The 25,419-nt window shown below is 72.8% G+C and carries 22 protein-coding genes; 5 read left to right on the forward strand and 17 right to left on the reverse strand.

Annotated features, from left to right (window positions below; all coding sequences use genetic code 11):
- Positions 1-3: 3 nt before the first annotated feature.
- The gene (locus CLT68_RS01845) at positions 4-456 is read left to right on the forward strand and encodes an RrF2 family transcriptional regulator (RefSeq protein ID WP_099848430.1); all 453 of its coding nucleotides are present in this window, start codon (positions 4-6) and stop codon (positions 454-456) included.
- Between the two features lie 108 nt (positions 457-564).
- On the opposite strand, the gene CLT68_RS01850 is transcribed toward CLT68_RS01845, so the two are convergent.
- The 7 genes from CLT68_RS01850 to CLT68_RS01880 form a co-directional block, all read right to left on the reverse strand.
- Positions 565-765: a hypothetical protein gene (locus CLT68_RS01850; RefSeq protein WP_099856689.1), complete on the reverse strand. Its 201-nt coding sequence runs from the start codon at positions 763-765 to the stop codon at positions 565-567.
- Between the two features lie 197 nt (positions 766-962).
- Entirely contained in the window at positions 963-2,279 is a 1,317-nt protein-coding gene (locus CLT68_RS01855) for a DEAD/DEAH box helicase (RefSeq protein WP_088950065.1), read from the reverse strand.
- 223 nt (positions 2,280-2,502) lie between these two features.
- Positions 2,503-2,706, reverse strand: coding sequence for a transcription antiterminator/RNA stability regulator CspE (gene cspE / locus CLT68_RS01860; protein WP_007464836.1), 204 nt, complete (start codon positions 2,704-2,706; stop codon positions 2,503-2,505).
- A 226-nt stretch (positions 2,707-2,932) separates the two neighbouring features.
- Positions 2,933-6,337 (reverse strand): ATP-dependent DNA helicase, encoded by a 3,405-nt coding sequence (locus tag CLT68_RS01865; protein WP_099856691.1) that lies wholly within the window; start codon positions 6,335-6,337, stop codon positions 2,933-2,935.
- A complete protein-coding gene (locus CLT68_RS01870; protein WP_099848432.1) occupies positions 6,334-9,945 on the reverse strand; it encodes an ATP-dependent DNA helicase in 3,612 nt (1,203 codons plus the stop codon). Before CLT68_RS01870 ends, CLT68_RS01865 begins: the two co-directional genes overlap by 4 nt.
- A gap of 183 nt (positions 9,946-10,128) precedes the next feature.
- Positions 10,129-10,674, reverse strand: coding sequence for a TIGR00730 family Rossman fold protein (locus CLT68_RS01875; RefSeq protein ID WP_099848434.1), 546 nt, complete (start codon positions 10,672-10,674; stop codon positions 10,129-10,131).
- Positions 10,674-11,537 (reverse strand): LOG family protein, encoded by an 864-nt coding sequence (locus tag CLT68_RS01880; RefSeq protein ID WP_099848436.1) that lies wholly within the window; start codon positions 11,535-11,537, stop codon positions 10,674-10,676. The genes CLT68_RS01875 and CLT68_RS01880 overlap by 1 nt, the downstream gene beginning before the upstream one ends.
- A 154-nt stretch (positions 11,538-11,691) precedes the next feature.
- On the opposite strand from CLT68_RS01880, the gene CLT68_RS32770 reads away from it, so the two are divergent.
- Positions 11,692-11,868 (forward strand): hypothetical protein, encoded by a 177-nt coding sequence (locus CLT68_RS32770; protein ID WP_158240853.1) that lies wholly within the window; start codon positions 11,692-11,694, stop codon positions 11,866-11,868.
- 57 nt (positions 11,869-11,925) lie between these two features.
- On the opposite strand, the gene dapE is transcribed toward CLT68_RS32770, so the two are convergent.
- On the reverse strand, positions 11,926-12,999 hold the full coding sequence (dapE, locus tag CLT68_RS01885; RefSeq protein ID WP_099848438.1) for a succinyl-diaminopimelate desuccinylase: 1,074 nt from the start codon (positions 12,997-12,999) through the stop codon (positions 11,926-11,928).
- Between the two features lie 78 nt (positions 13,000-13,077).
- Here dapE and dapD point away from each other — a divergent pair, with 78 nt between their 5' ends.
- The gene (gene dapD / locus CLT68_RS01890) at positions 13,078-14,037 is read left to right on the forward strand and encodes a 2,3,4,5-tetrahydropyridine-2,6-dicarboxylate N-succinyltransferase (RefSeq protein ID WP_088950070.1); all 960 of its coding nucleotides are present in this window, start codon (positions 13,078-13,080) and stop codon (positions 14,035-14,037) included.
- A gap of 51 nt (positions 14,038-14,088) precedes the next feature.
- On the opposite strand, the gene CLT68_RS01895 is transcribed toward dapD, so the two are convergent.
- The gene (locus tag CLT68_RS01895; RefSeq protein WP_486482054.1) at positions 14,089-17,448 is read right to left on the reverse strand and encodes a S8 family serine peptidase; all 3,360 of its coding nucleotides are present in this window, start codon (positions 17,446-17,448) and stop codon (positions 14,089-14,091) included.
- 137 nt (positions 17,449-17,585) lie between these two features.
- Here CLT68_RS01895 and CLT68_RS01900 point away from each other — a divergent pair, with 137 nt between their 5' ends.
- Positions 17,586-18,143, forward strand: coding sequence for a sugar O-acetyltransferase (locus CLT68_RS01900; RefSeq protein ID WP_099856695.1), 558 nt, complete (start codon positions 17,586-17,588; stop codon positions 18,141-18,143).
- Positions 18,144-18,209: 66 nt separating this feature from the next.
- Here CLT68_RS01900 and CLT68_RS01905 read toward each other — a convergent pair whose 3' ends face one another.
- The 5 genes from CLT68_RS01905 to fdxA are packed head-to-tail and all read right to left on the reverse strand — an operon-like array spanning position 18,210 to position 21,992.
- A complete protein-coding gene (locus tag CLT68_RS01905) occupies positions 18,210-18,857 on the reverse strand; it encodes a nucleoside/nucleotide kinase family protein (RefSeq protein ID WP_099848440.1) in 648 nt (215 codons plus the stop codon).
- Entirely contained in the window at positions 18,857-19,507 is a 651-nt protein-coding gene (locus tag CLT68_RS01910; RefSeq protein ID WP_088950072.1) for an SIMPL domain-containing protein, read from the reverse strand. Before CLT68_RS01910 ends, CLT68_RS01905 begins: the two co-directional genes overlap by 1 nt.
- A gap of 10 nt (positions 19,508-19,517) precedes the next feature.
- Positions 19,518-20,546, reverse strand: a complete 1,029-nt coding sequence (locus CLT68_RS01915) for a prephenate dehydrogenase/arogenate dehydrogenase family protein (RefSeq protein WP_099848442.1) — start codon at positions 20,544-20,546, stop codon at positions 19,518-19,520.
- 16 nt (positions 20,547-20,562) lie between these two features.
- Positions 20,563-21,669 carry a pyridoxal phosphate-dependent aminotransferase gene (dapC, locus tag CLT68_RS01920; protein WP_486482409.1) on the reverse strand — a complete coding sequence of 369 codons (1,107 nt, stop codon included), beginning with the start codon at positions 21,667-21,669 and terminating at the stop codon, positions 20,563-20,565.
- Positions 21,666-21,992: a ferredoxin gene (fdxA, locus tag CLT68_RS01925; RefSeq protein WP_091422126.1), complete on the reverse strand. Its 327-nt coding sequence runs from the start codon at positions 21,990-21,992 to the stop codon at positions 21,666-21,668. The genes dapC and fdxA overlap by 4 nt, the downstream gene beginning before the upstream one ends.
- A gap of 79 nt (positions 21,993-22,071) precedes the next feature.
- Between fdxA and CLT68_RS01930 the strand changes: the two genes are divergently transcribed.
- Positions 22,072-23,178, forward strand: coding sequence for a GNAT family N-acetyltransferase (locus CLT68_RS01930; protein ID WP_099848446.1), 1,107 nt, complete (start codon positions 22,072-22,074; stop codon positions 23,176-23,178).
- A 302-nt stretch (positions 23,179-23,480) separates the two neighbouring features.
- On the opposite strand, the gene CLT68_RS01935 is transcribed toward CLT68_RS01930, so the two are convergent.
- From CLT68_RS01935 to mshB, 3 genes are all read right to left on the reverse strand, one after another.
- Entirely contained in the window at positions 23,481-23,945 is a 465-nt protein-coding gene (locus CLT68_RS01935; RefSeq protein WP_099848448.1) for a hypothetical protein, read from the reverse strand.
- A gap of 82 nt (positions 23,946-24,027) precedes the next feature.
- On the reverse strand, positions 24,028-24,462 hold the full coding sequence (locus CLT68_RS01940) for a hypothetical protein (protein WP_099856697.1): 435 nt from the start codon (positions 24,460-24,462) through the stop codon (positions 24,028-24,030).
- 17 nt (positions 24,463-24,479) lie between these two features.
- Positions 24,480-25,406, reverse strand: coding sequence for an N-acetyl-1-D-myo-inositol-2-amino-2-deoxy-alpha-D-glucopyranoside deacetylase (gene mshB, locus CLT68_RS01945; RefSeq protein ID WP_099848451.1), 927 nt, complete (start codon positions 25,404-25,406; stop codon positions 24,480-24,482).
- Between the last annotated feature and the right edge of the window lie 13 nt (positions 25,407-25,419).

A 25,419-nucleotide genomic window follows, 5' to 3' on the forward strand; every position in this document is an offset into this window, starting at 1 on the left:
CCCGTGTACGTCTCCGCGCGCAGCGACTACGCGCTCCGGGCGATGCTCGCCGTCGCCGCCGCCAGTCGCGGCGGCGGCGGGAGCGGAGACGGTGAGTTGGTGAAGGCGGCCAGCCTGGCCGAGGTGCAGGACATCCCGCTCAGCTTCCTGCAGGGCATCCTGCTCGACCTGCGCCGAGCCGGTCTGCTGCACAGCCATCGGGGCGCCGACGGCGGGTACGCGCTGACCCGCGCAGCCGACGGGATCACCGTCGGGGACGTGTTACGGGCGGTCGGCGGTTCGCTCACCACGGTGCGCGGCCTGCCGGCCGAGCGCGCCGGCTACCACGGTGTGGCCGCCGGGCTGGCCGACGTCTGGCTGGCGGTGCACGGGGCGATCGCCACGGTGGTCGACAGCACCACCCTGGCCGACCTGCTCACCCGCAACTCGACCGACCACGCCCCCACCACCTCGTGAAACGGCGGCGGTGATGTGGTCGGGTCGGTGCCCCGCCGACCCGACCACATCTCGTACCGATCCTGACCGGGCCTGCCCCTCCGCCGGCACCGGTCGGCCGGTCGCTGCTCAACCCACGTGGGCGACCGCCGGGCCGGAGCCCTGGTCGCCAGGGCCGTGCAGCTCCACCAGACCGGCGGGAGCGTTACCCGCCGGGGTGGCGTGCCAGGGTGCGAAGGCCGCAACCATGGCGAGCAACAGCCCGGTGAGCGCGACCGCGACCACCAGGATCAGTTCGCGTAGTGCACCCGAGCCGGCTTCGCCCGCCATGGTCACCCCTCCCGTGCCGGGCCCCCCGCCCGGCTTTCCCCCGGTGGTCAGCCTTGACCACGGTCAGCCATGACGCAGTCGGCCAGCCGACCGAGCAGAGGCTGATTACCGACTCAGAAGTCTGGCCGGCCAGGGCCGAAGACAGACCGACCCGCCTCGCCGAAGCGGGGCGGGTCGGGCGGTCGAGGCGCGGAAGATCAGACGGTACGGGGGCGGCGCGGACGGCGGGACCGACCCGACGCCCGGTGTGTCGGGCGGGCGCCGCCATCGGTGGCAGTGCCACCGACACCGCGTCCCCCACGAGCGGCGGGAGCCGGCGGCGCGACGATGGTCACCGGCACCCCGGACGGCTCACGCGCACCGGTGACCCGGGCCAACGCCTCGCCATCGGAGCGCACCTGGACCGACTCGGGCCGGATGCCGGCGGTGGCCATCAGTCGGGACATGTCCCGACGCTGCTCGGGCAGGACCAGGGTGACCACAGAGCCGGACTCGCCGGCCCGGGCGGTACGGCCGCCCCGGTGCAGGTAGTCCTTCGCCTCGGTCGGCGGGTCCACGTTGACGACCATGTCCAGACCGTCCACGTGAATGCCCCGAGCCGCGACGTCGGTGGCGACCAGAGCGGTCACCTGGCCGTTGCGGAACTGCTCCAGGATCCGGGTGCGCTGCGGCTGGGACTTTCCGCCGTGCAGTGCGGCCGCGCGTACGCCCTTGGACAGCAACTGACGGGCAAGGCGGTCGGCGCGGTGCTTGGTGCCCATGAACAGGATGGTGCGGCCCTCACGGGCGGCGATCCGGGTCAACGCGTCGGGCTTGTCCAGGGCGTCGACGTGCAGCACGTGGTGGGTCATCGCCGTCACGGTGGCGGTGCCCGGGTCGACCGAGTGGGTGACCGGGTTGCTCAGGAAGCGGCGGACCAGCCGGTCCACACCACCGTCCAGAGTGGCGGAGAAGAGCATCCGCTGGCCCTGCGGCGCGACCTGCTCAAGCAGCTTGGTGACCTGCGGCAGGAAGCCCATGTCGGCCATCTGGTCGGCCTCGTCCAGCACGGTGATCTCGACCTGGTCGAGCCGGGCGTCGCCGCGGTTGATCAGGTCGTGCAGCCGGCCGGGGGTGGCGACAACCACCTCGGCGCCGGCGCGCAGAGCGTCGGCCTGCCGCTGCAACGACAGCCCGCCGACGACGGTGGTGCAGCGCAGCCCGACAGCGCGGGCGTACGGGGCGAGCGCGGTGGTGACCTGCTGGGCCAGCTCACGGGTCGGCACCAGCACCAGGGCGAGCGGGCGACCCGGCCGGGCCTTACGGCCGGCGGTGCGGGACAGCAGCGCAAGCCCGAAGGCGAGGGTCTTGCCGGAGCCGGTACGACCTCGGCCCAGCACGTCGCGGCCGGCGAGCGAGTCGGGCAGCGTCGCCGACTGGATCGGGAACGGCTCGTTGATGCCCTGCGCGGTCAACGCGGTGAGCAGCGCCGGTGCCAGCCCGGTATGAGCGAAAGAAGGAATAACTGTGGTCATGCGGGAGCCTTCCTCGACGCGGCACGTGTCGAGGGAGGGCGCCGAAGTCGGCGCTGTCACCGGCGGCAAAAAGGCAGCCAGGACTCACAAGCACGAACCGATTGGAGTACGGGCCGGCCCGCCACCGGGCCGTCACCTGCGGAGGCAGGCGACGGCGGGGCGGGCCGGTCCCGTCACCGTCACACCCGGAGGGCGCGACAGGTAATGCTGACCGATCCGAAGATCAGAGCGGGCGGATGTTCTCCGCCTGCGGGCCCTTCTGGCCCTGGGTCACCTCGAACTCGACCCGCTGGTTCTCGTCCAGGCTCCGGTAGCCGGAGGACTGGATCGCCGAGAAGTGGGCGAAGACGTCAGCGCCGCCGCCGTCGGGGGTGATGAAGCCGAAGCCCTTGTCAGCGTTGAACCACTTCACGGTGCCAATAGCCATGTGTTTCGTCTCCTTGACGGAACGTCGGACTCGCACTTGTTGCGTGCCCGAAGAGGAGCGCTCCGCGCGGGGATGCGCGAATCGCCTGTCGCTTCTGGTCGCCCCGCCCGGAGAACTCCGGACACAACAAAGAGCGCCTGGGGCCACAATCCCGCCAGGCGCACACAGAGTCTCTGGTAACCAAAACTGCAACCCGGCCAACGTATCATGGTTTTCCCACCAGCGGTCAAGCTTGGGCGGAATCTTCGGGCAACTGGGCGATCATGGCCGTGAGCCCCGTCACATCCAGCAGATCGGCGGGCCGAACCGTCACGCCGTGCCGGACGTAGTGGAAGGCCGCGCCCACCCGGTCAACCGGCACACCAGCCAGCTCCGCCCAGGCCAACCGGTACACGGCCAACTGCACGGCGGCCACGTCAGCCGCCGGCCCGGTCGGCTGCGCGCCGGTCTTCCAGTCGACCACGTCGAACCGCCCACCCGGCCGGGCGAAGACAGCGTCCATCCGCCCCCGCACCACCACGCCGGCGATCACCGTGGCGAACGGCACCTCCACCTCCACCGGTGACCGGTCGGCCCACTCGCTGGCCAGGAACCGCTCCTGCAACTCGACCAGCGCCTCGTCGGGCGCGGCATCCGCGTCGGCCGCACCGGGCAACTCGTCCAGGTCCAGCAGGCGGTCGGCGCCGAAGCGCTGCTCCAACCAGGCATGGAACGCGGTGCCGCGACGGGCGTACGGATTGGGCTCGGTCGGCACCGGACGGCGCAGCGTACGGGCCAGCCCGGCCGGGTCACGCCGCAACGCCACCAGCTGGGTGACGCTCAACTGCCCGGGCAGGGCCACCTCGACCGCACCGGAGAGCCTGGTCAGCTCGGCCCGTTCGGCCAGCAGCAGATCCGCCTCGCGCTGCCAGCGCGCCACCTCCGGGTCCACCTCCGGCTCGACGGTCACCAGCGGCCCGTCCACCACCGAGCCGACCGGCCCGGCGACCACCGACGCCGGGCCGTCGGTCATCAGGCGGCGCACCAACCCGGCCGCCTCGGCCAGTGCCGGCCGGCGACCACCCAACGGGTCGGCCGGCCACTCCGCGCGGAGCACCACCTCGGCCGTCGGGTTCGTCGCATCCGGGGTCGGCTCCGGCACCCACGCGTCGATCAGGTGCCCCGGCCCGCCGTCGAGGCAGGCGTCGTACACCTCACGCAGGAAGACCGACGGACCTCGTGGCCGCTTCGTGCCCTCCCCCCACCAGTAGCCCGAGCAGAGCAGCAGCCGGCGCGGCCGGGTGACCGCCACGTACGTCAGCCGGCGTTCCTCCCGCTCGTCATGGGCCCGCCAGGCGTCGGTGAAGTCGGTCGCCGCCCGGGCTACCGCCCGCTGGTCGGCCGCCTCGTCGAGCGCCAGCTCGGGCAACCCGTCGGCGTCGCCGCGCAGCGGGAACGGCAGCACCCCGAGCCCACCCAACCAGTGGTCGGAGTTGCGGACCGGACCCGGCCACAGCCCACGGCTCAGCCCGGCCACGGCCACCACGTCCCACTCCAGGCCCTTGGCGGCGTGCGCGGTGACCACCTGCACCGCGCCCTCCACCACCTCGACCTCGCCCGGCGCCAGACCGCGCTCCTCGTCCTCGGCTGCGGCCAGGTAGGACAGGAAGCCGGAGAGCGTCGCCCCCGGGGTCTCCCCGCTGAAGCGGGCCGCCACATCCCCCAGGGCGTCCAGGTGACCCCGGGCCAGGCCCGCGTCGCCGGCGCCGTCCCGGCCGGCCCGGACCGCGACCTCCACGTCCAGGCCGATGGTCCGCTCGATGTCCGCGATCAGGTCCGGCAGGGCCTGGTCCAGCCGGTAGCGCAGCAGCGCCAACTCCAGCCCGTACGCGCGCAGCCGCGCGAAGCCCTCCGCCGAGTACGCCTGCGCCGGGCCGAGATCGGCCAGCGCCTCCACCAGGGTCGCCTCGTCCAGCAGGTCGGGGCTGATCTCCGAGGTGTCGTCGGCGGCAACCTGTCGCCGGGCGTTGGCGATGGCCCGGGCCCGCTTGTGCAACGCCACCAGGTCACGCGGCCCGATCCGCCAACGGGCGCCGGTGAGCAACCGCAGCAGCGCGGCACCGTCGGTCGGGTCGGCCAGCACCCGCAGCGTGCAGACCACGTCGCGTACCTCGGGGGTGTCCAGCAGGCCACCCAGCCCGACCACCTCGACCGGGAGACCGCGCTCCCGCAGTGCAGACTCGATCGCCGGAATCTGGCTGCGGACGCGCACCAGCACTGCCGTCGTCGGGCGTTGCGCCACCGGGATGTGCTCGGGTGCCGCGCCCGGCATCCGGGCCGCCCCACGCCAGGCCGCGAGCACGCTGTCGGCGATCCAGTCGGCCTCGTCGGCGTACGTGGACAGCATCGCGCAGTGCACAGTGCCGCCGGCCGCGCCACCGGGGCTGCGGTGTGGGATCGGGTCCCGGACGGTCAGCGCGGAGCGCAGCTCCGGCACCTGGGCACCCGCCGCACGCAGTGGTCTGGACAGCGCGTTCGCCACCCGGAGGATCTCGGGGCGGTTGCGCCAGCTCGTGGTGAGCCCGAGCGCCCGGGCGGGCTGACCGTCGGCGCGGGCGAACTCGGTGGGGAACCGGTCCAGTGTGCCCGCGCTGGCCCCCCGCCAGCCGTAGATGGACTGGCACGGGTCCCCCACCGCCGTCACCGGGTGCCCGCCACCGAACAACGCGTTGAGCAGCACCACCTGGGCGTGGCTGGTGTCCTGGTACTCGTCGAGCAGCACCACCCGGAAACGGTCCCGCTCGATCTGACCGACCCCCGGGTGGTCCCGGGCCACCCGGGCCGCCCGGGCGAGCTGGTCGGCGAAGTCCATCGCCTCGAAGTCCTCCTTGCGTCGGGCGTACGCCCGCACCAGCGGCAGCAGGCGCAGCCGGGTCTGCTGGAGGGTGAGCGCCTTGCGCACGTCGGCGTACACCCGGCCCGGCCGGGACTGCACCTCGGCGAAGAACCGGCCGGTCCAGGCCGCCAGCTGGTCCGGCGCGACCAGGTGCTCGTCCAGCTCACCGGCGAGTGCCAGCACCGCGTCGGTGATGGTGCTCGGCATCCGGTCCACCTCGGACATGTCACCGTCGTAGTTGCGCACCAGCAGGTCGACCAACTGCCAGCGGGAGGCCTCGGTGAGCAGCCGGGTGGACGGCTCGTAACCGGCCCGCAGCCCGTGCTCGGTGACGATCCGCCCCGCGTAGGAGTGGTACGTGGAGACGGTGGGTTCACCGGCGAGCGGGTCGTCCAGCGGGTCCCGACCCTGTCGGCCGACGCGGCGGATGAGCTGGTCGAGCCGGGTCCGTACCCGGTGGGCCAGCTCGCCGGCCGCCTTCCGGGTGAAGGTCAGCCCGAGGATCTGCTCGGGGCGCACGTACGAGTTGGCCACCAACCAGACCACCCGCGCGGCCATCGTCTCGGTCTTGCCGGACCCGGCGCCCGCGACCACCAGCAACGGCTCCACCGGGGCGGCGATGATCGCGGCCTGCTCCCGGGTGGGCGCCGGCAACCGCAGCAGCTTGGCCAGCTCGACGGGCGTGTAGCGGGGGCCGGAGTCCGCCAGCCGGGGCGTCGGCGCGGGGCCCGCGCCGAACAGGGTGGGCTGGGTCATGGGGTCTCCGGACGTCGGACGGTCGGCGGCTCGACCACCTGGCGCCCCTGCCCGGAGACCGGGCAGCTGGTCCGCACCGGGCAGACCCGGCACTTCGAGTTGGCCACCGCGGCGAACGTGGCGGCTGCCATCGTATCGGCGGTCCGCCGGACCAGCGCGGTCGCCCAGCCGGCCGCCGGCCCTTCACCGGGCGCCGGCTGATTCTGCTCCCGGGCGTCCTTGGCGGAGGTGCCGAGCTGCACCAGCGCAGCACCTCCCGACTCGTCGCCGAACTCGGCGAACGCCCCCGCCTCCACCGCCGCCTGGTAGGCGCCGAGCTGCGGATGCTCGGCAAGCTCGGCGCCGGTGACAGCTGTCGACTTGCCGGTCTTCAGGTCGATCACCACGAGCCGCCCGGCCTCGTCGACCTCCAGCCGGTCCACCCGACCGGTCAGGTCGACCGGCCGGTTCGGGTCGTCCAGGCGGACGGCGAACTCGTGCTCGATCGCGAGCAGCCGACGCGGGTTGGTGGCCAGCCAGCGCAGCAGCTTGTCGACCATCGCCTCGGCGCGTTCACGCTCCGGCCCGGCCATCCACCGGGCCGCCAGCTCGATCGCGTCGAACCGCGCGGCCACGTAGTCGAGCAGCGCGCCCCGGTCGGCGCTGGCGTCCTCGGCGAGCATCGCGGCGGCGTGGACCAGGTTGCCCACCCCCTGCGCGGTGCTGGTCGGGCCGCTGCCACCGTGCCGTTCCAGCAGCCACCGCAGGCTGCACCGCAGGGCGCTCTCCATCGCCGACGGGGTGACCCGCACCGGCTTGCCCTCGTCGACCAGCGGCCGGTCGTCGGAAAGGCCGCGCAACCCCCACCAGTCGTCGGGGTGCGCGCCGGGGACACCGGCGGCGGCGAGCCGCGCCAGCTCGACCGCCGCGGCGCGCCGCCGGGCCGCCGGGGCAGCCGGGTCGGTGATGGCGGTACGCAGCTCGGCGACCAGCGCCGGCAGGGTGAGCGCCCGGGGTGGACGGGTGACCGGCAGCGCCCCGGGGCGGTCCGGCTCGCCGTCCCCGTCCTCTCCCGTCGCGCCACCGGGGTCGGCGGGCGGCGGGCCGGTGCGCGGCCCGGGTGGCGGGGTGGGTGGGGTGGGTGGACCGGGTGGCGGGGTGGGTGGGGTGGGTGGACCGGGTGGCGGGGTGGGTGGTGCGGTCGGGCCCAGCTCGTGCAGGAACCGGCTCGGCTGTTCCTCGTGGTCGTCACCGCCGACTGCGGCCGATGCCACGGCACTGACCAGCAGTCGGTGCCGGGCCCGGCTGATGGCCACATGGAAGAGCCGGCGTTCCTCGTCCAGCAACGCCGAGGTCTGACCCACCACGTTCGCCACGGCTGCGCCGCCGGCCGATCGACCCGCCAACACGTCGACGAGGCGCTCGGAGCCGAGCAGGCTGCCGCGCAGTCGCAGGTCCGGCCAGATGCCCTCCTGCACGCCGGCCACCGCGACCAGGTCCCATTCCAGGCCCTTCGCGGCGTGCGCGGTGAGCAGGCGCACCGCCGCGCCCCGGTCGGCGGTCGGGGCGATGGTGTCGGCCGGCAGGTCCTGGGCGAGCACGTGGTCGAGGAAGACCTCGGTGCGGGCACCGGGCAGTCGGTCGGTGAACCGTGCCGCCGCGTCGAAGAGCACCAGCACCGCGTCCAGGTCACGGTCGGCCGCCTCGGCCCGCCGCCGCCGGGCCAGGTCTCCCTCGCCGGCCGCCGGCCGCCCCTGGATGATCGCGCCCGCCCAACGCTCGGCGAGACCACTGGCGTCCCAGACCGCCCAGAGCACGTCCTCGGCGGTCGCCCCTGGTTGGGCGGCGGCATCCCGTGCGGTGGCCAGCAGCCCGGCCACCGCCTGCGCCGGCTCCGCCCAGCGCCGGTCGATGTCGGCCAGCTCCGTCGGATCGCGCAACGCCTCGACGATCAGCTCCCCGGAGGGGCGTCGGTCACCGCCGGCCAGCGCGAGCGCGCGCAGGCCCTGCCGCAGCCGCCGCTCGGCCAGCGGGTCGGCTCCGCCCAGCGGCGAGTGCAGCAGCGCGACCGCCGCCTCCTCGTCCAGACGGGCCGGTTCGAGCGCGCAGCGCAGCAGGAGCAGCAGTGGCGCGACCGCCGGTTGCAGGTGCAGGGGCAGGTCCTCGCCGTGCACCACGGTGGGTACGCCGGCAGCGTGCAGTGCCCGCCGCAGGGTGGGCAACTGCAGCGCGGTGGACCGCACCAGCACCGCCATCCGCGACCACGGCACGCCGTCGAGCAGGTGGGCCGAGCGCAGCGCGTGGGCCAGCCAGGCCGCCTCGCTGGTCGCCGAGCGGAACGTGTGCACCTCGACCACCCCGGGCGGCGCGTCCGGCAGCGGGTGCAGGCGGCGGTGCGCCGCCGGGCCGCGCAGCCGGCGACCCAGCCGGGCGATCGCCGCGAGCAGACCCGGCCCGGCCCGGTACGACGTGGTCAGCAGCACCTGTGCGGCCGGCGCCCCGGAGGCGGTCCGGAAGCGGTGCGGGAAGGTGGCCACCCCGGCCGGGTCGGCGCCCCGGAAGGCGTACGTGGAGGAATCCGGGTCGGCGAACGCGACAAGTGACTTGCCTCCGCCCGCGATGACCGAGAGCAGCTCCACCTGGGCGGGGTCGGTGTCCGCCAGCTCGTCGAGGTAGACGTGGGTGAGGCGGCGACGCTCGGCGGCCAGCAGCTCCTCGTCGTCGCGCAGCAGCCCGGTGGCCGCCCGGACCAGCTCGGCCGGGTCGTACGCGATGGAGCCCCGGTTGCTGACGTCCCGCAGCGCGAGCACTGCCACGTACTCCCGGAGGAAGCGGGCGGCGGCCGGCCAGTCCTCGCGGCCGAGCTTCTCGCCCAGCCGGGCCAGGTCGACAGGGCCCACGCCCCGCTCGGCGGCACGCATGAGCAGGTCGCGCAGCTGACCGGCGAAGGCCCGGGTGCGCAGGGCGGGACGCAGGTCGGTCGGCCAACCGACCGGGTCGTCCTCGGGCTCCTCACCCACCACGTTCAGCAGCTCGCGGATGATCATATCCTGCTCGGGGCCGGTGAGCAGCCGGGGTGAGGGCTCACCCCGTTCTGCGGCGGCTCGGCGGAGCAACCCGAAGGCGTACGCCGGGAAGGTGCGCACCAGCGGCTCGCGCAGCACCCGGTGGCCATCCTGGGCGATCCGGGCCTCGATGCGCTGGCGTAGCGCGGTCGCGCCTCGGCGGCCGAAGGTCAGCACCAGGATGTGTTCGGGGTCGACCCCCTCGGCCACCCGGGCGGCGACCGCCTCGACGAGCGTGCTGGTCTTGCCGGTGCCCGGGCCGCCGAGCACGAGCATCGGCCCGTCGGTGTGCCCGACCACCTCGGCCTGCACCGGATCGACCCGCCAACCGCCGCCGCCGGCCAGCTCACGCCCGGCCGCCAGCTCAGACCCGGCCACGCCTGCGGACCCGGCGACCGACTCAGGCCGCGCCCCGCGCTCAGGCCCACCCCTGCGTTCAGGCCCACCCGACTCGCCGACACCGCCCCTGGGCGCGCTGTCGGCGGGCACGGAAGCGCCGGAAGGCGCTGCCCCGTCCCCCCGCGCCGGCCCTCCGGACCGCCGCACCAACCGGTACGCCTGCATCAGCTCATCCCATCAGACCCGTACGACACCCACCCCAACCCACCCAACCCCCACCCTCCCACCCAACCCCACCCCATCCACCTCCGTCGATCATGAAGTTAGCGGCGCGACACGCCGACGGCGGTGACGCTAACTTCATGATCAACAGGGCGAGGACGCCCGGGGCAGGGGGCAGGGCAGGGGTCAGGTTAGGCGGGACTCTAGGGCGTTCAGGGCTTCGGGGACGGTGGTGGCCACTGTCAGGAGGTTGCGGCCGGCGGGTTTGAGGAAGTTCTGGTCGGCCAGGGCGTCGAGCCAGTCCAGCAGGGGGCGGTAGAACCCGTCGGTGTCGATCAGCACCATCGGCTTGGCGTGCAGGGCGAGGGTCGCGGTGGTCCAGACCTCGAACAGCTCGTCCAGGGTGCCCAGCCCGCCGGGCAGGGTGAGGAACGCGTCCGACTTCTCGATCATCAGGGTCTTGCGGCTGTCCATCGAGTCGGTCACCAGCAGCTCGTCCGAGGCCAGGTCGGCGACCTCCAGATCGACCAGCGACTGTGGGATCACCCCGACGGTGCGCCCCCCGGCGGATCGGGCACCGTCGGCCAGCGCGCCCATCATGCCGACGCAGCCGCCACCACTGACCAGCGTGTGCCCGCGCCGGGCCAGCTCCGCGCCGGTCTCGGCGGCCAGGTCCAACCAGCGCTGGTCGAGGGTGCGGGACGAGGCGCAGAAGACGCAGATCGCCGCCATCAGTTGTCCCGTGGCTGGTCGGCGGCCTGCTCGGCGGCGGCCTGCTGGTCGGCGCCGGTGCGGGCGACGGCCTCGTCACGGACCGCTTCCTGCTCGACGGAGAGCGCGGCCTCCGCCTCGACGATGTGCCGGACCGCGGCGTTGACGTCGTCGGTGAGACAGATCAGTTCCAGGTCGACCGGGCCGATCTTGCCGTCGGCGGCCATCGTGTCGCGCATCCAGTCGAGCAGCCCCTGCCAGTACGCGACCCCCATCAGCACGACCGGGAACCGGGTCACCTTGCCGGTCTGCACCAGCGTGAGCGACTCGAACAGCTCGTCCATGGTGCCGAAGCCACCGGGCAGCACGACGAACGCCTGCGCGTACTTGACGAACATCGTCTTGCGGGCGAAGAAGTAGCGGAAATCGATGGCGAGGTCGACCCACTCGTTGATGCCCTGCTCGAACGGAAGCTCGATGCCGAGGCCGACGGAGAGCCCACCGGCCTCGCTGGCACCGCGGTTGGCGGCCTCCATCACCCCCGGCCCACCCCCGGTGATCACCGCGTAGCCGGCCCGAGCCAGCGCGCCGCCCAACTGCTCGGCCAGCTGGCACTCCGCGCTGTCCGGTCCGCTGCGGGCGGAGCCGAACACACTGACCGCCGGTGGCAGGTCGGCGAGGGTGTCGAAGCCTTCGACGAACTCGGAGAGGATGCGCAGCGCACGCCAGGCGTCCTTGGTCTTCCAGTCGCCCCGCCCACGTGAATCCAGCAACCGCTGGTCGGCGGTGCTGCTCGGAATCGACCCTCTGCGCAGTGTGACAGCGCCCCGGTGCCGCTCCTGTCCCGGACCGCGACCGGCCTCCCGCCCGTTGTTCTGGCTCATGGGGCAACCGTAGTGGAGCGACACCGGCCGGGTGTGCGGGGCGGGGACGCCGAGAAATAGTTCGGGATCATGGGCAACTATTCGGCTCCCCCGTACGTCTTACTATTCACATACCGGGTATGCCCGGGCGCGCGCCTTCGGGGGAGGAGACAGCGTGATCAGCAACAACGAGATGATCCGGATCCGTCGTCAGATGCAGCGACGGATCCGAGACGTGGTGGCTGAGCGTCGCCGCATCCGTGAACAGGACCCAACCAACGTCTCCCCCACAACCCCCGCACCACCCGGAGCTGATCAAGAGGTTTGCGTCGCCGACAACGGGCCAGGCTGACGCAAACCTCTTGATCACCGGCAGAGCGCCAGCAGGCGCGAGAGGGGGCGGCCCGGGTCAGGCTGGTGCCAGCCAGCGGTGCAGGGTTGCCGCGCCGTCGCGGATCTTGCTGATCTCGACGTGCTCGTCGGGGTGGTGGGCGAGGTTCGGGTCGCCGGGGCCGAAGTTCAGCGCGGGGATGCCCATGGCCGCGAACCGGGCCACGTCCGTCCAGCCCAGCTTGCCGATCGGCGCGGCACCGACCGCCGCCAGGAACTCCTTCGCCGGGGCCGCCTCCAGCCCGGGGGCAGCGCCTGGCGCGGTGTCGGTCACCACCACCTCGAAGCCGGCGAACACCTCCCGCAGGTGCGCCTCCGCCTCGGCCGGGCTGCGGTCCGGGGCGAACCGGTAGTTGACCTCGACCTCACAGTGGTCGGGGACCACGTTGCCGGCGACCCCACCGTTGATGCGCACCGCGTTCATGCCCTCGCGGTAGTCGCAGCCGTCGATGGTGACCCGGCGCGCCTCGTACGTCTGGAGCCGCCGCAGCACCTCACCGGCGGCGTGGATGGCGTTCACCCCGTGCCAGGAGCGCGCCGAGTGGGCGCGTACCCCGGTCGTGGTGACCACCGAGCGCATGGTGCCCTGACAGCCCGCCTCGACGATGCCGTACGTCGGCTCCAGCAGCACCGCGAAGTCCGCCTCCAGCCACTGCGGGAACGCCTGGGCGACGAGGTTGAGCCCGTTGTACCGCGACTCGATCTCCTCGGCCTCGTAGAAGAAGTACGTCACGTCGTAGCGCGGGTTGGGCAGCGTCACCGCCAGGTGCAGCGCGTACGCGGTGCCGGACTTCATGTCGGAGGTGCCGCAGCCGTACATCAGGTCGCCACGCATGGTCGACGGGAAGTTGTTGTTCAGGGGCACCGTGTCGAGGTGCCCGGCCAACACGACACGCTGCGACCGACCGAGGTCGGTGCGCGCCATCACCGTGTTGCCGTGTCGGTGGGTGGTCAGGTGCGGTACGCCCCGCAGCACCTCTTCGACACAGTCGGCGATCGCCTTCTCGTTGAGGGACACGGACTCTATGTCGACCAGAGCGCGGGTCAGCTGCACCGGATCGGCGAGGACCTCGGGGGTCAGCGGGTTCTCCATGAATCGCACGGTACCTTCAGGTCTGTCAGCGCGAGGAGCGAGCCGAGGTCAGCTCGGCCGTGACCGAGAGGTGTAACAGTGACGTCCGCAGATTCCGCCTGGGGCATCGGCCTGGCCACGGTCACCGCCGACGAGCAGGTGCTCGACACCTGGTACCCGACCGGCAAGCTGGGCCTGGGTGAGCTGCCGCTGGTCTCCGGCGAGGACAAGGCGGACGTGCTCGACCTGCCGCCGGCCGCGCTCGGTGACCGGTCGCTGCCTGGTCTGCGTACCGTCCAGGTGGTCACCGTGATCGGCTCGCTGGACGACCCGATCAAGGACGCCTCCGACGCGTACCTCCGGTTGCACCTGCTCTCGCACCGCCTGGTGCGACCCAACCAGCTCAACCTCGACGGCATCTTCGGCAAGCTGGCCAACGTGGCCTGGACGTCCGCCGGGCCGTGCCCGCCGGAGCGGGTGGACGAGCTGCGGGTGATCGAGCGCGCGGCCGGCCGGCACCTGTCCGTGTACGGGGTGGACAAGTTCCCCCGGATGACGGACTACGTGGTGCCCTCCGGTGTGCGGATCGCCGACGCCGACCGGGTCCGTCTCGGCGCGCACCTGGCCGCCGGCACCACGGTGATGCACGAGGGCTTCGTCAACTTCAACGCAGGCACCGTGGGCACCTCGATGGTGGAGGGGCGCATCGTGCAGGGCGTGCTGGTCGGCGACGGTTCCGACGTCGGCGGCGGCGCCTCGATCATGGGCACGCTCTCCGGTGGTGGCACCGAGAAGGTGAGCATCGGCGAGCGCAGCCTGATCGGCGCGAACGCCGGTGTCGGCATCTCCCTCGGCGACGACTGCGTGGTCGAGGCGGGCTGCTACATCACCGCCGCGTCGAAGATCACTCTGCCGGACGGCCGGGTGGTCAAGGCCCGGGAGCTGTCCGGCGTCGACGGCCTGCTGTTCTGGCGCAACTCGGTCACCGGCGCATTGGAGGCCCGGCCGCGCACCGGCCGGGGCATCGAGCTGAACGCCGCCCTGCACGCCAACGACTGACGGACCCGCCGGGTCCGCGGCGCTCGGCCGCGGACCCGAACGGGGTACGCCTCAGCGCAACCGGTACGCCTGGATGATCCGTTGGGTCACCGTGTTGCCGGCGGTGTCCCGTGCGGTGGCCCGCAGCGACACGTGGCCGGCACCGGCCGGATGCCGCAACACTGCCGACCAGCCGTCGGCCGAGGTGCGGACCAGCTTCGCCTTGCCCCAGGTCTTCCCACCGTCGTACGAGACGTCGACGGTGAGCTTCTCCACCCGGCTGGCCGGTGCGCCGGGCTGGCGCTGCACCCGTACCGGTACGACGAAGCCCTGACCGGCCGGAGCGCTGTTGTCGACCCGCAGCTGCGGCGCGAAGCGCACCGCCGACAGGGGCAGTCGGGCCGGCGTCTCACCGGCGACGTGCCTCGACCGGAAGGTCCAGCTGGACTCCACCTCGGTACTCAGGTCGGTGAAGCTCCGCTTCGCCGACGTGACGAGGCGGTAGTCGGCCCTACCCGGCGGCACGGCGAACTCTCCGTAGCCGGCGTACTCGGTCTCACCGACCAGCTTGCCGTTGCGCCACAGCGTGGTGTGCTCGCTGTCGGTCAGCGAGGCGCCCGGGTGCCCGGCCGCGTCGCTGAACATCGGCACGCCGACCAGGATGGTGTCGCCGACCCGGCTGACGCTCTGTTCCGGCCAGCGCGGTTTCGGGAAGGACGGCGAGTACGGCGCCTGGTTCCAGATCTCCTGCACCGTCCGCCCGGCCCGGTAGGCGGTGGGGACGGAGAAGAGCGCCGCCTGCGCGTTCAACCAGCCTTCCTCGTCCCGCTTTCCGAAGTCGATCTCGGACTCCCACTGCACACCCTTGGTGTTGTAGTACTCGACCCGCTGGCCCGGCACGGCGGTGGGGAGGATCAGGGCGGAGCCGCCGACGTTGTACTCCAGCACGGGGAACACGATCCGCTCGGCCTCGATGCCCGGGTCGCCACCACGGAACCGGTGCACGACGGTGGCCAGGTCCCGTCGGGTGTAGTCGCGGACGAACCCCGTGGGCATCTTGCCGGGGACCGCTTCGGCCAGCGCGTACAGGTACGGGCTGTTGGCCGTTTCCGCCGGGGTCCACTGGCTGCTGACGGTGGCGACGAACTTGTCGGCGGGGACCGGCTTGCCGATCTGACCGCTGGTCAGGCCGGTGAACGTCTCCGCCCAGAGCCCGACGCCGTACCCACTGCCGTCGTCGGCGGTGAAATTGGCGCTGAGGTCGATCAGTTGCGGAACGGCGCTCCGGTCCGGAACGGTCGTCCGCACCGGCTTGGCACGGCGAGCGTCCACGACGATCCGGGTGTCCTGATCGACAGTCAGTTCGGGCTGCGCCAACAGCGACATCCCGCGCTGCTCATCTTCTGGCCCGGGCTCGAAGACGAGGCCGGTCAGGCCGTATTGCCCCTTGGGCACCCGCACGGTGGCCACCCCGTCGGAACTGAGGAGGTCCCAGGTGCCAAAGGTGTCCATCCCGACCAGCGCGGTCCAGTGGTCAGCGGTGCGCGCGCCAGCGCGGTTCAGGTGTTCCACGGTGAGCGTGTAGCTCTCCACCTCCCGGTTCACCGCCAGCGGAGTGACAGCGACCGCCGCACCGGCCCGGGCCACGATCCGCGCGGTCCAGTAACCGTCGGCGTCGCCGAGCCGGGTGTCCGTGGTGACGGTCGTGGCGGCCGTGCCGCCCGCCGGCACTGTGAGTTGGCTGGCGCCCAGGACGAACAGGCCGGCCGGCAGCGCCCGGCCGCCGGGGCCGGAGCCCTCGATGCTGAGGTCCACGGTGACCGGGGCCGGACCGTCGTTGCGCCAGGTCACCGTACGGGTGATCGGGGCATCGTCGCCGTGCGGCCAGAGGGTACGACCGAACGAGACGCTCACCGGGTCGGAAGTGAGCTGCTGGGTGATCGCGTGTGCGACGTCGACCCGCCCGGCTCCCTGCTGGTAGGCGGTCTGGTCCGGGTGTGGCTTGGCGGCGGCCATCAGAGTGGCCTTGAGCCGGTCGGCCCGCCATCCCGGGTGCTGCTGGGCCAACAGCGCGGCCGACCCGGCCACGTGCGGGGTGGCCATCGAGGTGCCGGAGAGCGTGACGTAGCGGTCCCCCACCGGCTCGCCGATGACGCCGTTGGCGGACCGTGCGGCGACGATGTCGACGCCGGGCGCGGTGATGTCCGGCTTCAGCGCGTCGTCGCCGACTCGCGGTCCCCGGCTGGAGAAGTCGGCCAGTTCGTCGTCGCGGTCCACCGCGCCCACGGCGAGCCCGGCGTCGGCGCTGGCCGGGGAGCCGACCGAGCCGTCCGAGCCGTCGTTGCCGGCGGCGAGGACGAACAGCGTGCCGGTCTGCGCGGTCAGAGTCTGCACGGCCTCCTCGACCGGGTCGAGCTCCGGGGTGTCCCAGCCGCTGAGGCTCATGTTGACCACGGCGGCCTTCTTCTCCACCGCGGCCCACTGCATGCCGGCGAGGATCGCCGAGTCGGTGCAGCCGGCGTCCTCACAGACCTTGCCGTCCAGCAGCGTCGCGTCCGGCGCCACACCCCGGTACTTGCCGCCGGAGGCCGCGCCGGTGCCCGCGATGGTCGAGGCCACGTGCGTGCCGTGGCCGACCGTGTCCCGAGCGTCGGCGACCTCGGTGAAGTTGCGCGCCTCGGCCACCTTGCCGGCCAGGTCCGGGTGGGTCGCGTCGACGCCGGTGTCCAGCACCGCGACGGACACTCCTGCCCCGGTGAAACCGGCCGCCCAGGCCGCGGGCGCGCCGATCTGCGGCACGCTGTGGTCGAGGGTCACCCGTCGATGGCCGTCCAGCCAGATCCGCTCGACGCCCCCCGCCGCGTCGAGCCGGGCCCCAGCGGGACCGGTGGCGACCGTCTCCCAGACGGCGTCGAGGGAGGACTTGTCGCTGCTCAGGGCGGCGCCGCCAATCACCGGCAGGTCGCGGGTCACCCTCGTGCCGGGCAGAGCGGCCGTGGCACGCCGGGCGGCGCCCGTCGAGCCGTACGCCACCAGCAGCGGCAGGGTCTTGCGGTGGGCGTCGTCGTAACCCGCCTCGACCAGGCCGGTGACGTCGAAGAGTCGCCGGTCCACCCGGCCCGAGCGCAGCAACGGCAGCGCGTCCGTCGGTGTCACAGTGAGTCGACCGCGCTCGCGCTGAACCAGGAACTGCACGTCCTCGCGGCCGGCACCGCGCCGAACCGAGGCGCCTGAGGCGGTGACGGTGACCCGGTCGCCGGTGATCAGCGTGACGGTGACCGAGCGGTTGGCGGTGGGTCCACCCGGAGTGGACTGTTGGTCGGTACCACCCGGTGGGGCGGGCACGGCGGCTGCGGCTGAGACGGGAGCCGGCGCGGAGAGCGCAAGCGTGAACACGAGGCCGAGGGCGGCCAATCTTCTTCCCTGGTGCAACGGATCCTCCTCGTCAAGCGTCTTGATGGATGAGAGTCACATTGACAACCCAGAATTGCATACTGGGTATGCAGAATGAAGTCCTAAAAATGACGGACCCGCCACGAGCCGACGAACCGGGCCGGCATGATCGGGCGGTGACCTCCATGAAGGACAAGATGCTCGCCGGCGAGCCATACATCGCCGACGATCCCGAGATCATCGCCGACCTGGACCGCGCCGCCCGACTGATGGAGCGCTTCAACACCAGTCCCGCGGCCGACCCACAGGCCCGGATCGCGGCACTGCGTGAACTCCTCGGCGAACTGGGCGAGGACACCTGGATCCGCCCGCCGTTCTACTGCGACTACGGCTGGCAGATCCGGATCGGGCCCCGCAGCTTCGTCAACTACCAGTGCGTCTTCCTCGACGTCGCACCGATCACCCTCGGTGCCGACGTCCAGATCGGACCGAACGTCCAACTGCTCACCCCGACGCATCCGGTCGAGCCCGGTCCGCGACGGGACAAGTGGGAGGCCGCCAAGCCGATCACCATCGGCGACAACGTCTGGCTCGGCGGTGGCGCGATCGTGCTGGCCGGCGTGACGATCGGCGCGAACACCGTCGTCGGCGCGGGCGCGGTGGTCACCCGGGACCTACCGGCCAACGTGGTCGCGGTCGGCAACCCGGCCCGGCCGGTCCGCGAACTGGACTGACTGCGGTGGCCCTCGACGGGCCGGTCAAGCCGAGTCCGGCCCGGACGCCCCGGCCGCGCCGACCGGTCAGGCCGCCGGGGGCTCCGACAGGCGGACCACGAGATCGGCACGGTCGGCGGTGGGGGTGATGAGAGCCGCGTTCGACTCGTCGCTGCCCAACGCCCAGGCCCGCGCCTGCTCCGGTGACCGACCGTACGCCTCGTGCCGGGCCGTCAACCGGCGCTGGCGCAGCTCGGCGTCCAGGTCCAGGAACCACGCCTCGTGCAGCAGCGGCCGGATCTCCTGCCACGGGTAGTCCCGCAGCAGCAGGTAGTTGCCCTCGGTCACCACCAGCCGCACCGACGGCAGCACCTCGATCGCCCCGGCCACCGGCTCCTCCAGCTCACGCCGGAACTCCGGCGCATAGACCGAGGTCGGCTCCAGACGGCGTAACCGGCGCAGCATCGAGACGTACCCATTGGCGTCGAAGGTGTCCACCGCGCCCTTACGGTCGGCGCGGCCCAGCCGGACCAACTGCGACTGCGCCAGGTGGAAGCCGTCCATCGGCACCAGGCAGGCGGTCGGCCCGACCTCGCGCACGATCAACTCGGCCAGCGTGGACTTCCCGGCACCCGGTGCCCCGGCAATGCCGAGCAGCTGCCGTGGGCCAGCCTCGGCCAGCACCAACGCCCGTCCCACCAGCTCGTCGACGGACAGCACCTCGGCCGGCGGCATCAGTCGAGAACCGGATCGCTGATGGTGAACCGCGCCTGCACCGCCGCCTGCACGGTCTGCGGCTGCGGGTCCAGCTCAAGCTCCGGCGGGCCACCACCCGCGCCGCCACCCCCGGCGAACGCCGCCCGGGCGAACATCGGCCGGTCGGCCGGGCCGGTGTCGGCCAGCTCGATCAGAGCGGTGACCCGGGCGCCGAGCGCCTCCGCGTACTCCCGGGCCCGCAGCAGTGCGTCGCGGATCGCGGCGTGTCGCGCCTCGCGGTGCACGGGGCTGTCCGGACGAAGCTCCCACCACGGACCGCTCACCGAGACCTGGTCCTGGTCGGCCAGCCGGAGCATCAGCTCACCGAGGGCGGTGAAGTCGGTGACCGTGACCGTCGTGGTGACGCTGCCGAGCCATCCCACCACACGCTCGCCCGAGCGCTTGGTCTGCGGCCGGACCCACAGGTCGCCGGTCTCCCGGCGGGCCACCGCCGGCTCGGAACCGTCCAACAGCACCCGGACGGCGGCGGCCCGCTCGGCGAGCTGAGTCAACGTCGCCTCCCGATCCCGACCACGGGCCGTCACCGTGACCGCGAACCGGGCCAGCTCGGGCGGCACCTCCCGGGTCACCTCGCCGCGCACCTGCACCACCGGGCCGTCCATCGCCATGCCTGTCAGCCTAGTCAGCCACGGGGAGCCACGCGGTGTAGGAAACCGTCCCGGAGCCGACCTGACACCCGGTCAGGTGCCCACCGACGTCACCCAACCCGCGCAACCAGGTCACCTCGACGTCGTGGTCGCCGTCGACAGCGAACTCCCGGGTCTGACCGGCCAACCGCCGACCCGACAGCGCCGATCGGGCCGCTCTCGCCTCCGCGTACCGGGCGATGAGCGCTGGCGCGTCGCCGGCCCGAAGGGCGGCGGCCAGCCCGTCCAGGAAGGCGCGGACCTCGTCCAACTCGTGCAGGACCCGGTCGCGGTTGCCGAGCAGCATGTTCGCGGTCCGCTCCGCCGGTGTGCCGGCGACCCGTGTGCCGTCGGAGAAACTGCCCGCCGCCAGCGTCAGCACCGCGTCGCGCAGCGGCGCCCGCTGCGTCGCCCCGGCCAGTGCACCGGCCAGCAGGTGCGGCACGTGCGAGGCGAGCGCGGCCGCCGAGTCGTGTGCCGTCGCGGACATCGGCACGACCCGGGCTGCGAACAGCTCCACCAGGAGCCCGCTCAGCCAGCGGAAGGCGTCGGTCGCGGTGCCCGGCGCCGGGCAGAGCACCCAGGCGGCACCCGCCAGCAGGGTCGGCGAGGCGGCGGTGAGACCGGCGGACTCCGAACCGGCCATCGGGTGCCCGGGGACGAACCGGTCGGTGAGCCCGAGTCGGTCGGCCGCCTCGGCCACCTCGACCTTGGTGCTGCCGACGTCGGTGAGCACACAGCCGGGCGCGGTCAGCTCGGCCACCAGGGCCAGGGTGCCCGCAAGAGTGGGCAGCGGGCCGCAGAGGAACACCACGTCCCGCCCGGCAACGGCCTGCTCGATCGTGGCCGGGGCGACCACTCCCCGGTGCTGGGCCCGCTCCCGGGTCGCCGGGTCGGGATCCCATCCGACGACGTCCAGGCCGGCCTCGGCCAGGCGCAGCAGCGCCGAGCCGCCGATCAGGCCCGTACCGATCACAGCCGCCCGTACCCCGGCGTACCGCCCGGTCGTGCCGTCGGTCATCGCCGGCCGCCCGGGGTCAGGCCCGCAGCCGGCCGGCGACCGCCGCGACGTGCTCGTCGGACTCGGTCAGCGCAACCCGGACGTGCTGCCCGGCAGTGGGGCCGTAGAAAATGCCGGCGGCGACCAGGATGCCCCGCCGAGCCAGCCAGTCGACCGTGTCCCAGCAGTCCTCACCTCGGGTGAGCCAGAGGTAGAGACCCGCCTCGGAGTGCTCGACGGTGAACCCGGCACCGGTGAACGCGGCCCTGAGCACCTCTCGCCGGGCGCGGTAGCGCTCCCGCTGCTCCGCGGCGTGTCGCTCGTCCTCCAGTGCGGCGACCATGGCCGCCTGCACGGGCGCGGGCACGATCATGCCAGCGTGCTTGCGGACCTTCAGCAGCTCGGCGACGAGCGCCGGGTCACCGGCGACGAAGCCGGCCCGGTAGCCGGCCAGGTTGGAACGCTTGGAGAGGGAGTGCACAGCGAGCACCCCGGCGTAACTGCCGCCGCTGACCTGCGGGGACAGCACCGAGACCGGCTCGGCCGACCAGCCCAGCGGCAGGTAGCACTCATCGCTGGCGACCACCGCGCCGCGTTCCCGCGCCCAGTCGACCACCTTCTTGAGGTGCGCCGCGGGCAGCACCCGGCCGGTCGGGTTGCCGGGCGAGTTGACCCAGACCAACCGGACCCGCGAGGTCGGCCCGACCGAGGTGAGCGAGTCGGTACGAACGACGGTGGCACCGGCCAGCCGGGCCCCGTCCTCGTAGGTGGGGTACGCGATCGACGGCACCACCACCACGTCACCCGGGCCGATGCCGAGCAGGGTGGGCAGCCAGGCGACCAGCTCCTTCGAGCCGATGGTCGGCAGCACACCGAGACGGTCGACGCCGGCACCACAGGCCCGGGACACCCACGCCGCGATCGCGCCCCGCAGCGCCGGCGTGCCGGCGGTCAGCGGGTAACCGGGAGCATCGGACGCGTCAGCCAACGCCCGGCGGATCACCTCCGGCACCGGGTCGACCGGCGTGCCCATGGAGAGGTTGATCAGGCCATCCGGATGCGCCGCGGCCAGGGTGGCCGCGGCGTCCAGGGTGTCCCAGGTGAACTCGGGCAGCCGCGACGAGACCGGCGCGGGCCGGTTCAGTGGCCCTCGCCGCGCGGCGGCTGCGCGGCGACGAAGGTGGCGTCCTTCTCCACCTTGCCGATCTTCGAGGCGCCACCGGGCGAGCCCAGCTCCTCGAAGAACTCGTAGTTGGCGCCTGTGTAGTCCTTCCACTGCTCCGGGACGTCGTCCTCGTAGAAGATCGCCTCCACGGGGCAGACGGGCTCACAGGCACCACAGTCGACGCACTCGTCGGGGTGGATGTAGAGCATCCGATTGCCCTCGTAAATGCAGTCGACCGGGCACTCCTCGATGCATGCCTTGTCGAGCACATCCACGCACGGCTCGGCGATGATGTAGGTCACCGGTCTTCTCCTCCGCAAGACACGTCGCGATCTCCCGCGACGGTAAGAGCCTAGTATCTCGCCGGGGAGGGGGTCGATCGTGCTCCGACAGCAGGATGTGGGACACCGGATCGTGGTTCGCCGGATTGTGGGGATTCGCGAAGGTCGGCCGCTATTCTCCGATGCTCTCGGCGAGCTGGTGGAGCTGAGCGAGACTCATCTCACGCTGGCCACGGCGCACGGCCCGCTGCGAGTCCCGGTGACACAGGTCCACCGCGCCAAGCGGGTGCCGCCGACCCGTCGGCCGACCGCGGCAGCAGTGGTGGCGCTGGAACGCGCCGCCGACGAGGCCTGGCCGGCACCAACGCGGGGCCGCATCGGTGACTGGCTGCTCCGCTCGGCGGACGGCTGGACCGGACGAGCCAACTCCGCGCTGCCGATCGGCGACCCGGACCGCCCGTTGGCCGCCGCCGTGGACGAGGTCGAGCGCTGGTACGCCGAGCAGGGCCAACCCGCGATGATCAACACGCCGCTCCCACTCGCCGCGCCGGTCGGCACCGAGCTGGACGCCCGTGGCTGGACCGCCCGCCCGCCGACACTGGTGCAGACCGCGCCACTCCCCCTGCCTGCGCCGTCGTCCGTCGACACCCCGCCCGCTGCCGGGCGCGTCGACCTGGCTGGCGGGCAGGCCGGCGCTGGTGGGCAGGCCGGTGTCGCTGATGGGCAGCCTGGCCTGGCTGGTGGGCAGGCCGGTGACGCTGGGCAGGCCGGCGCCGCTGGTGGGCAGGCTGACCGGTGGGAAAGTGTGGTCGTTGAGCTGGCCACCGCGCCGAGCGAGGGGTGGTTGGCCGTCGCCGCGGGCCGCAAGGGCGGCCTGCCAGACGCCGCCCGGCACGTGCTCACCGCCGTGGACCAGGTCCGCTTCGCCCACGGATACGTCGACGGCACGCTGGTGGCGGTCGGCCGGGGCACGGTGACCGGCCAGGGGCGCTGGTTGGGCCTCAGCCTGATCGAGGTGTCACCCGAGGCCCGCCGGCAGGGGCTGGCCCGCCAGGTGATCGACGAGCTGGCTGCCTGGGGCGTGTCCGCCGGTGCGACGCGCGCGTTCCTCCAGGTCGAGCAGCACAACACCGCGGCGGTCGCGCTCTACCAGCGGCTCGGCTTCGTCACTCACCACACCTACCTGACCCGGGTCGCCCCGCACTGACCGCAACCACCCCTGGCGGCTCGACAGACGCGCCGACCCACTCGGCGTTCGCTGATCCACTCGGCTTTCAGGGAATCGCGGCATCCTTACGCCTCAGACACCGCAGATTCCTGGAACGCGAGTCGATCACGGCCGAGACACCGCGACTTCACGAAACGCGAGTCGATCACGGCCCGGACACCGCGATTTCACGGAACCCGAGTCGATCAAGGCGCGCACACCGGACCGGCCCGGCAGGCGGACACCTGCCCGGCCGTACGCCTGACTGGTCGACCGGCTGCCTGGCGGCGCGTGGCGGCAGGTCAGCGGCGTACGACGCGGCGGGGCTTCGCGGCCTTGACCTCGGCGTACCGCTTGAGCTGTTGCGAGCGGTAGTCACGTCCGAGTGCGGTGAGCAGCAGGTAACCGACCAGCACCCCGGCGCCCGCAGCGAGCAGGTAGAGCCAGATCTGGGCGAAGAACGTCGCCGCACCGCCCGCGAACGGGTTGTGACCGACCAGCAGGGGCCCGACCAGCACGGTCAACAGCATCGCGACCAGTACGACGAGGGCCATGTCGGCTCCCCAGCCCGCCAGTGGCCGACGACGAGCCCAGCGGAAGGCGACCACGGCCAGGATCAGCCCGATCACCGCGAACATCGCCAGTGACACCCGGTCGGCTGCGGTGTCGTCACCCTCGAAACCGAACCGGATGATCAGTCGGGCGACCACGTTGACCGCGAACAGTGCTGCAACGAGCACCCCGACGTCACGCCACCGTCTGTCCATCGCAGGACCTCCTGCCGTACGCCCCGTCGCGGGGCCCGCATCTCTGGCAGGAATATTTACCACCCCTACCTGGGTGGCGTCATCAGCCGCCGAGCGTGTGTGGCGGGGCGAGGATCTGCCGGAAGCCCATCACCGCGAAGGTCATGGCACCGGCGACGATCATCGCCAGGCCGACCCAGTTGTCGCCGGACAGCAGGAGGTCGCCTTCGGTGGTCCGGATGGCGGCCACCGCCATCAGCGCGAACCACGGCACCGCCGGCAGTGCGACAGCCCACCTGCGGCCCACCGCCTCGTATGCGAACCAGCTCAGCGCGATGTTGGCGCCGACCGCGAGAACGGCCGACACGCCGATCAGCTGCCCACCGACGCGGACCGTGGCGAGCAGCAGCTCCAGCACCCCGGTCACCACTCCGGCGATCACCACGACGATCGCGCCGACCAGCCGCAGGCCCAGGTCCAGCAGTCGCGACGGCGGCCCCGCCGGAGGCGGGGTGTCCTGGTCGTCCACGACCGTCATCGACGCGGCGGGCAGGGTCACCGGAGACCAGCCGCCGCGACCGGGGACCGGTCCGGGGCGGTCTCCTCGGGCAGCCCGGCGAAGAGGTCGTCCTCCCAGCCGTACGGCCCGGCGCCCGGGCCCTTCTCGCCGACGGCGAGGGTGAAGAACTCCACGCCCATGAACTCGCCGCCGAAGTTGCCGGCGATCGAGTAGAGCCACGAGTTGGCCGGGATCTGGGTGGCGTGCGCCCGCATCGCGGTTTCCTTGACCAGGTGCTGGTCGGTGCCGTCGATGCGGGCGGCGATCTGGGCGTCCGGGGTGCCGAAGGGCAGGTCGGCGATGTCCTCGATGCCACCGAACGGGTTGTCGGCGGACTCGGCGAAGTGGGCCATGCCGGCCTCCAGCACGCTGAGCGGCATGGCCGTCCAGTAGACCTTCAGCGGGGCGCAGCCCTCGTCGGCGGCCAGCTCGACGGCACGCATCGCCACCCGGTGCGCCTGGATGTGGTCGGGGTGGCCGTAGAAGCCGTTCGGGTCGTACGTGACCAGCACCTGCGGGCGTACCTCTCGCATGATCTCCACGAGATGCCCGGCGGCCTCGTCGAGGTCTGCCTGCCAGAAGGCGCGGGGGTGGTCGTTGGTCGCGAGCCCCATCATCCCGGAGTCGCGGTAGCGGCCGGCGCCGCCGAGGAAGCGGTGGTCGCTGACGCCGAGCGTGGCGCACGCGGCGGCCAGCTCGGCGATCCGGTAGCCGCCGAGCTGGTCGGCCTCGGCGGCGGCGAGCTGGGCCAGCGCGGGCACGTGGATCTCGCCCTCCTCGCCGAGGGTGCAGGTCACCAGCGTGACGTGCGCGCCGTTCGCGGCGTAGTGGGCCATCGTCGAGCCGGTGCCGATCGACTCGTCGTCGGGGTGCGCGTGGACCAGCAGCAGGCGGCGGTCGGGCAGCATCGTCACGACGGTCACTCTAACCGGCGTT

This window comes from Micromonospora sp. CNZ299, from assembly GCF_002754415.1.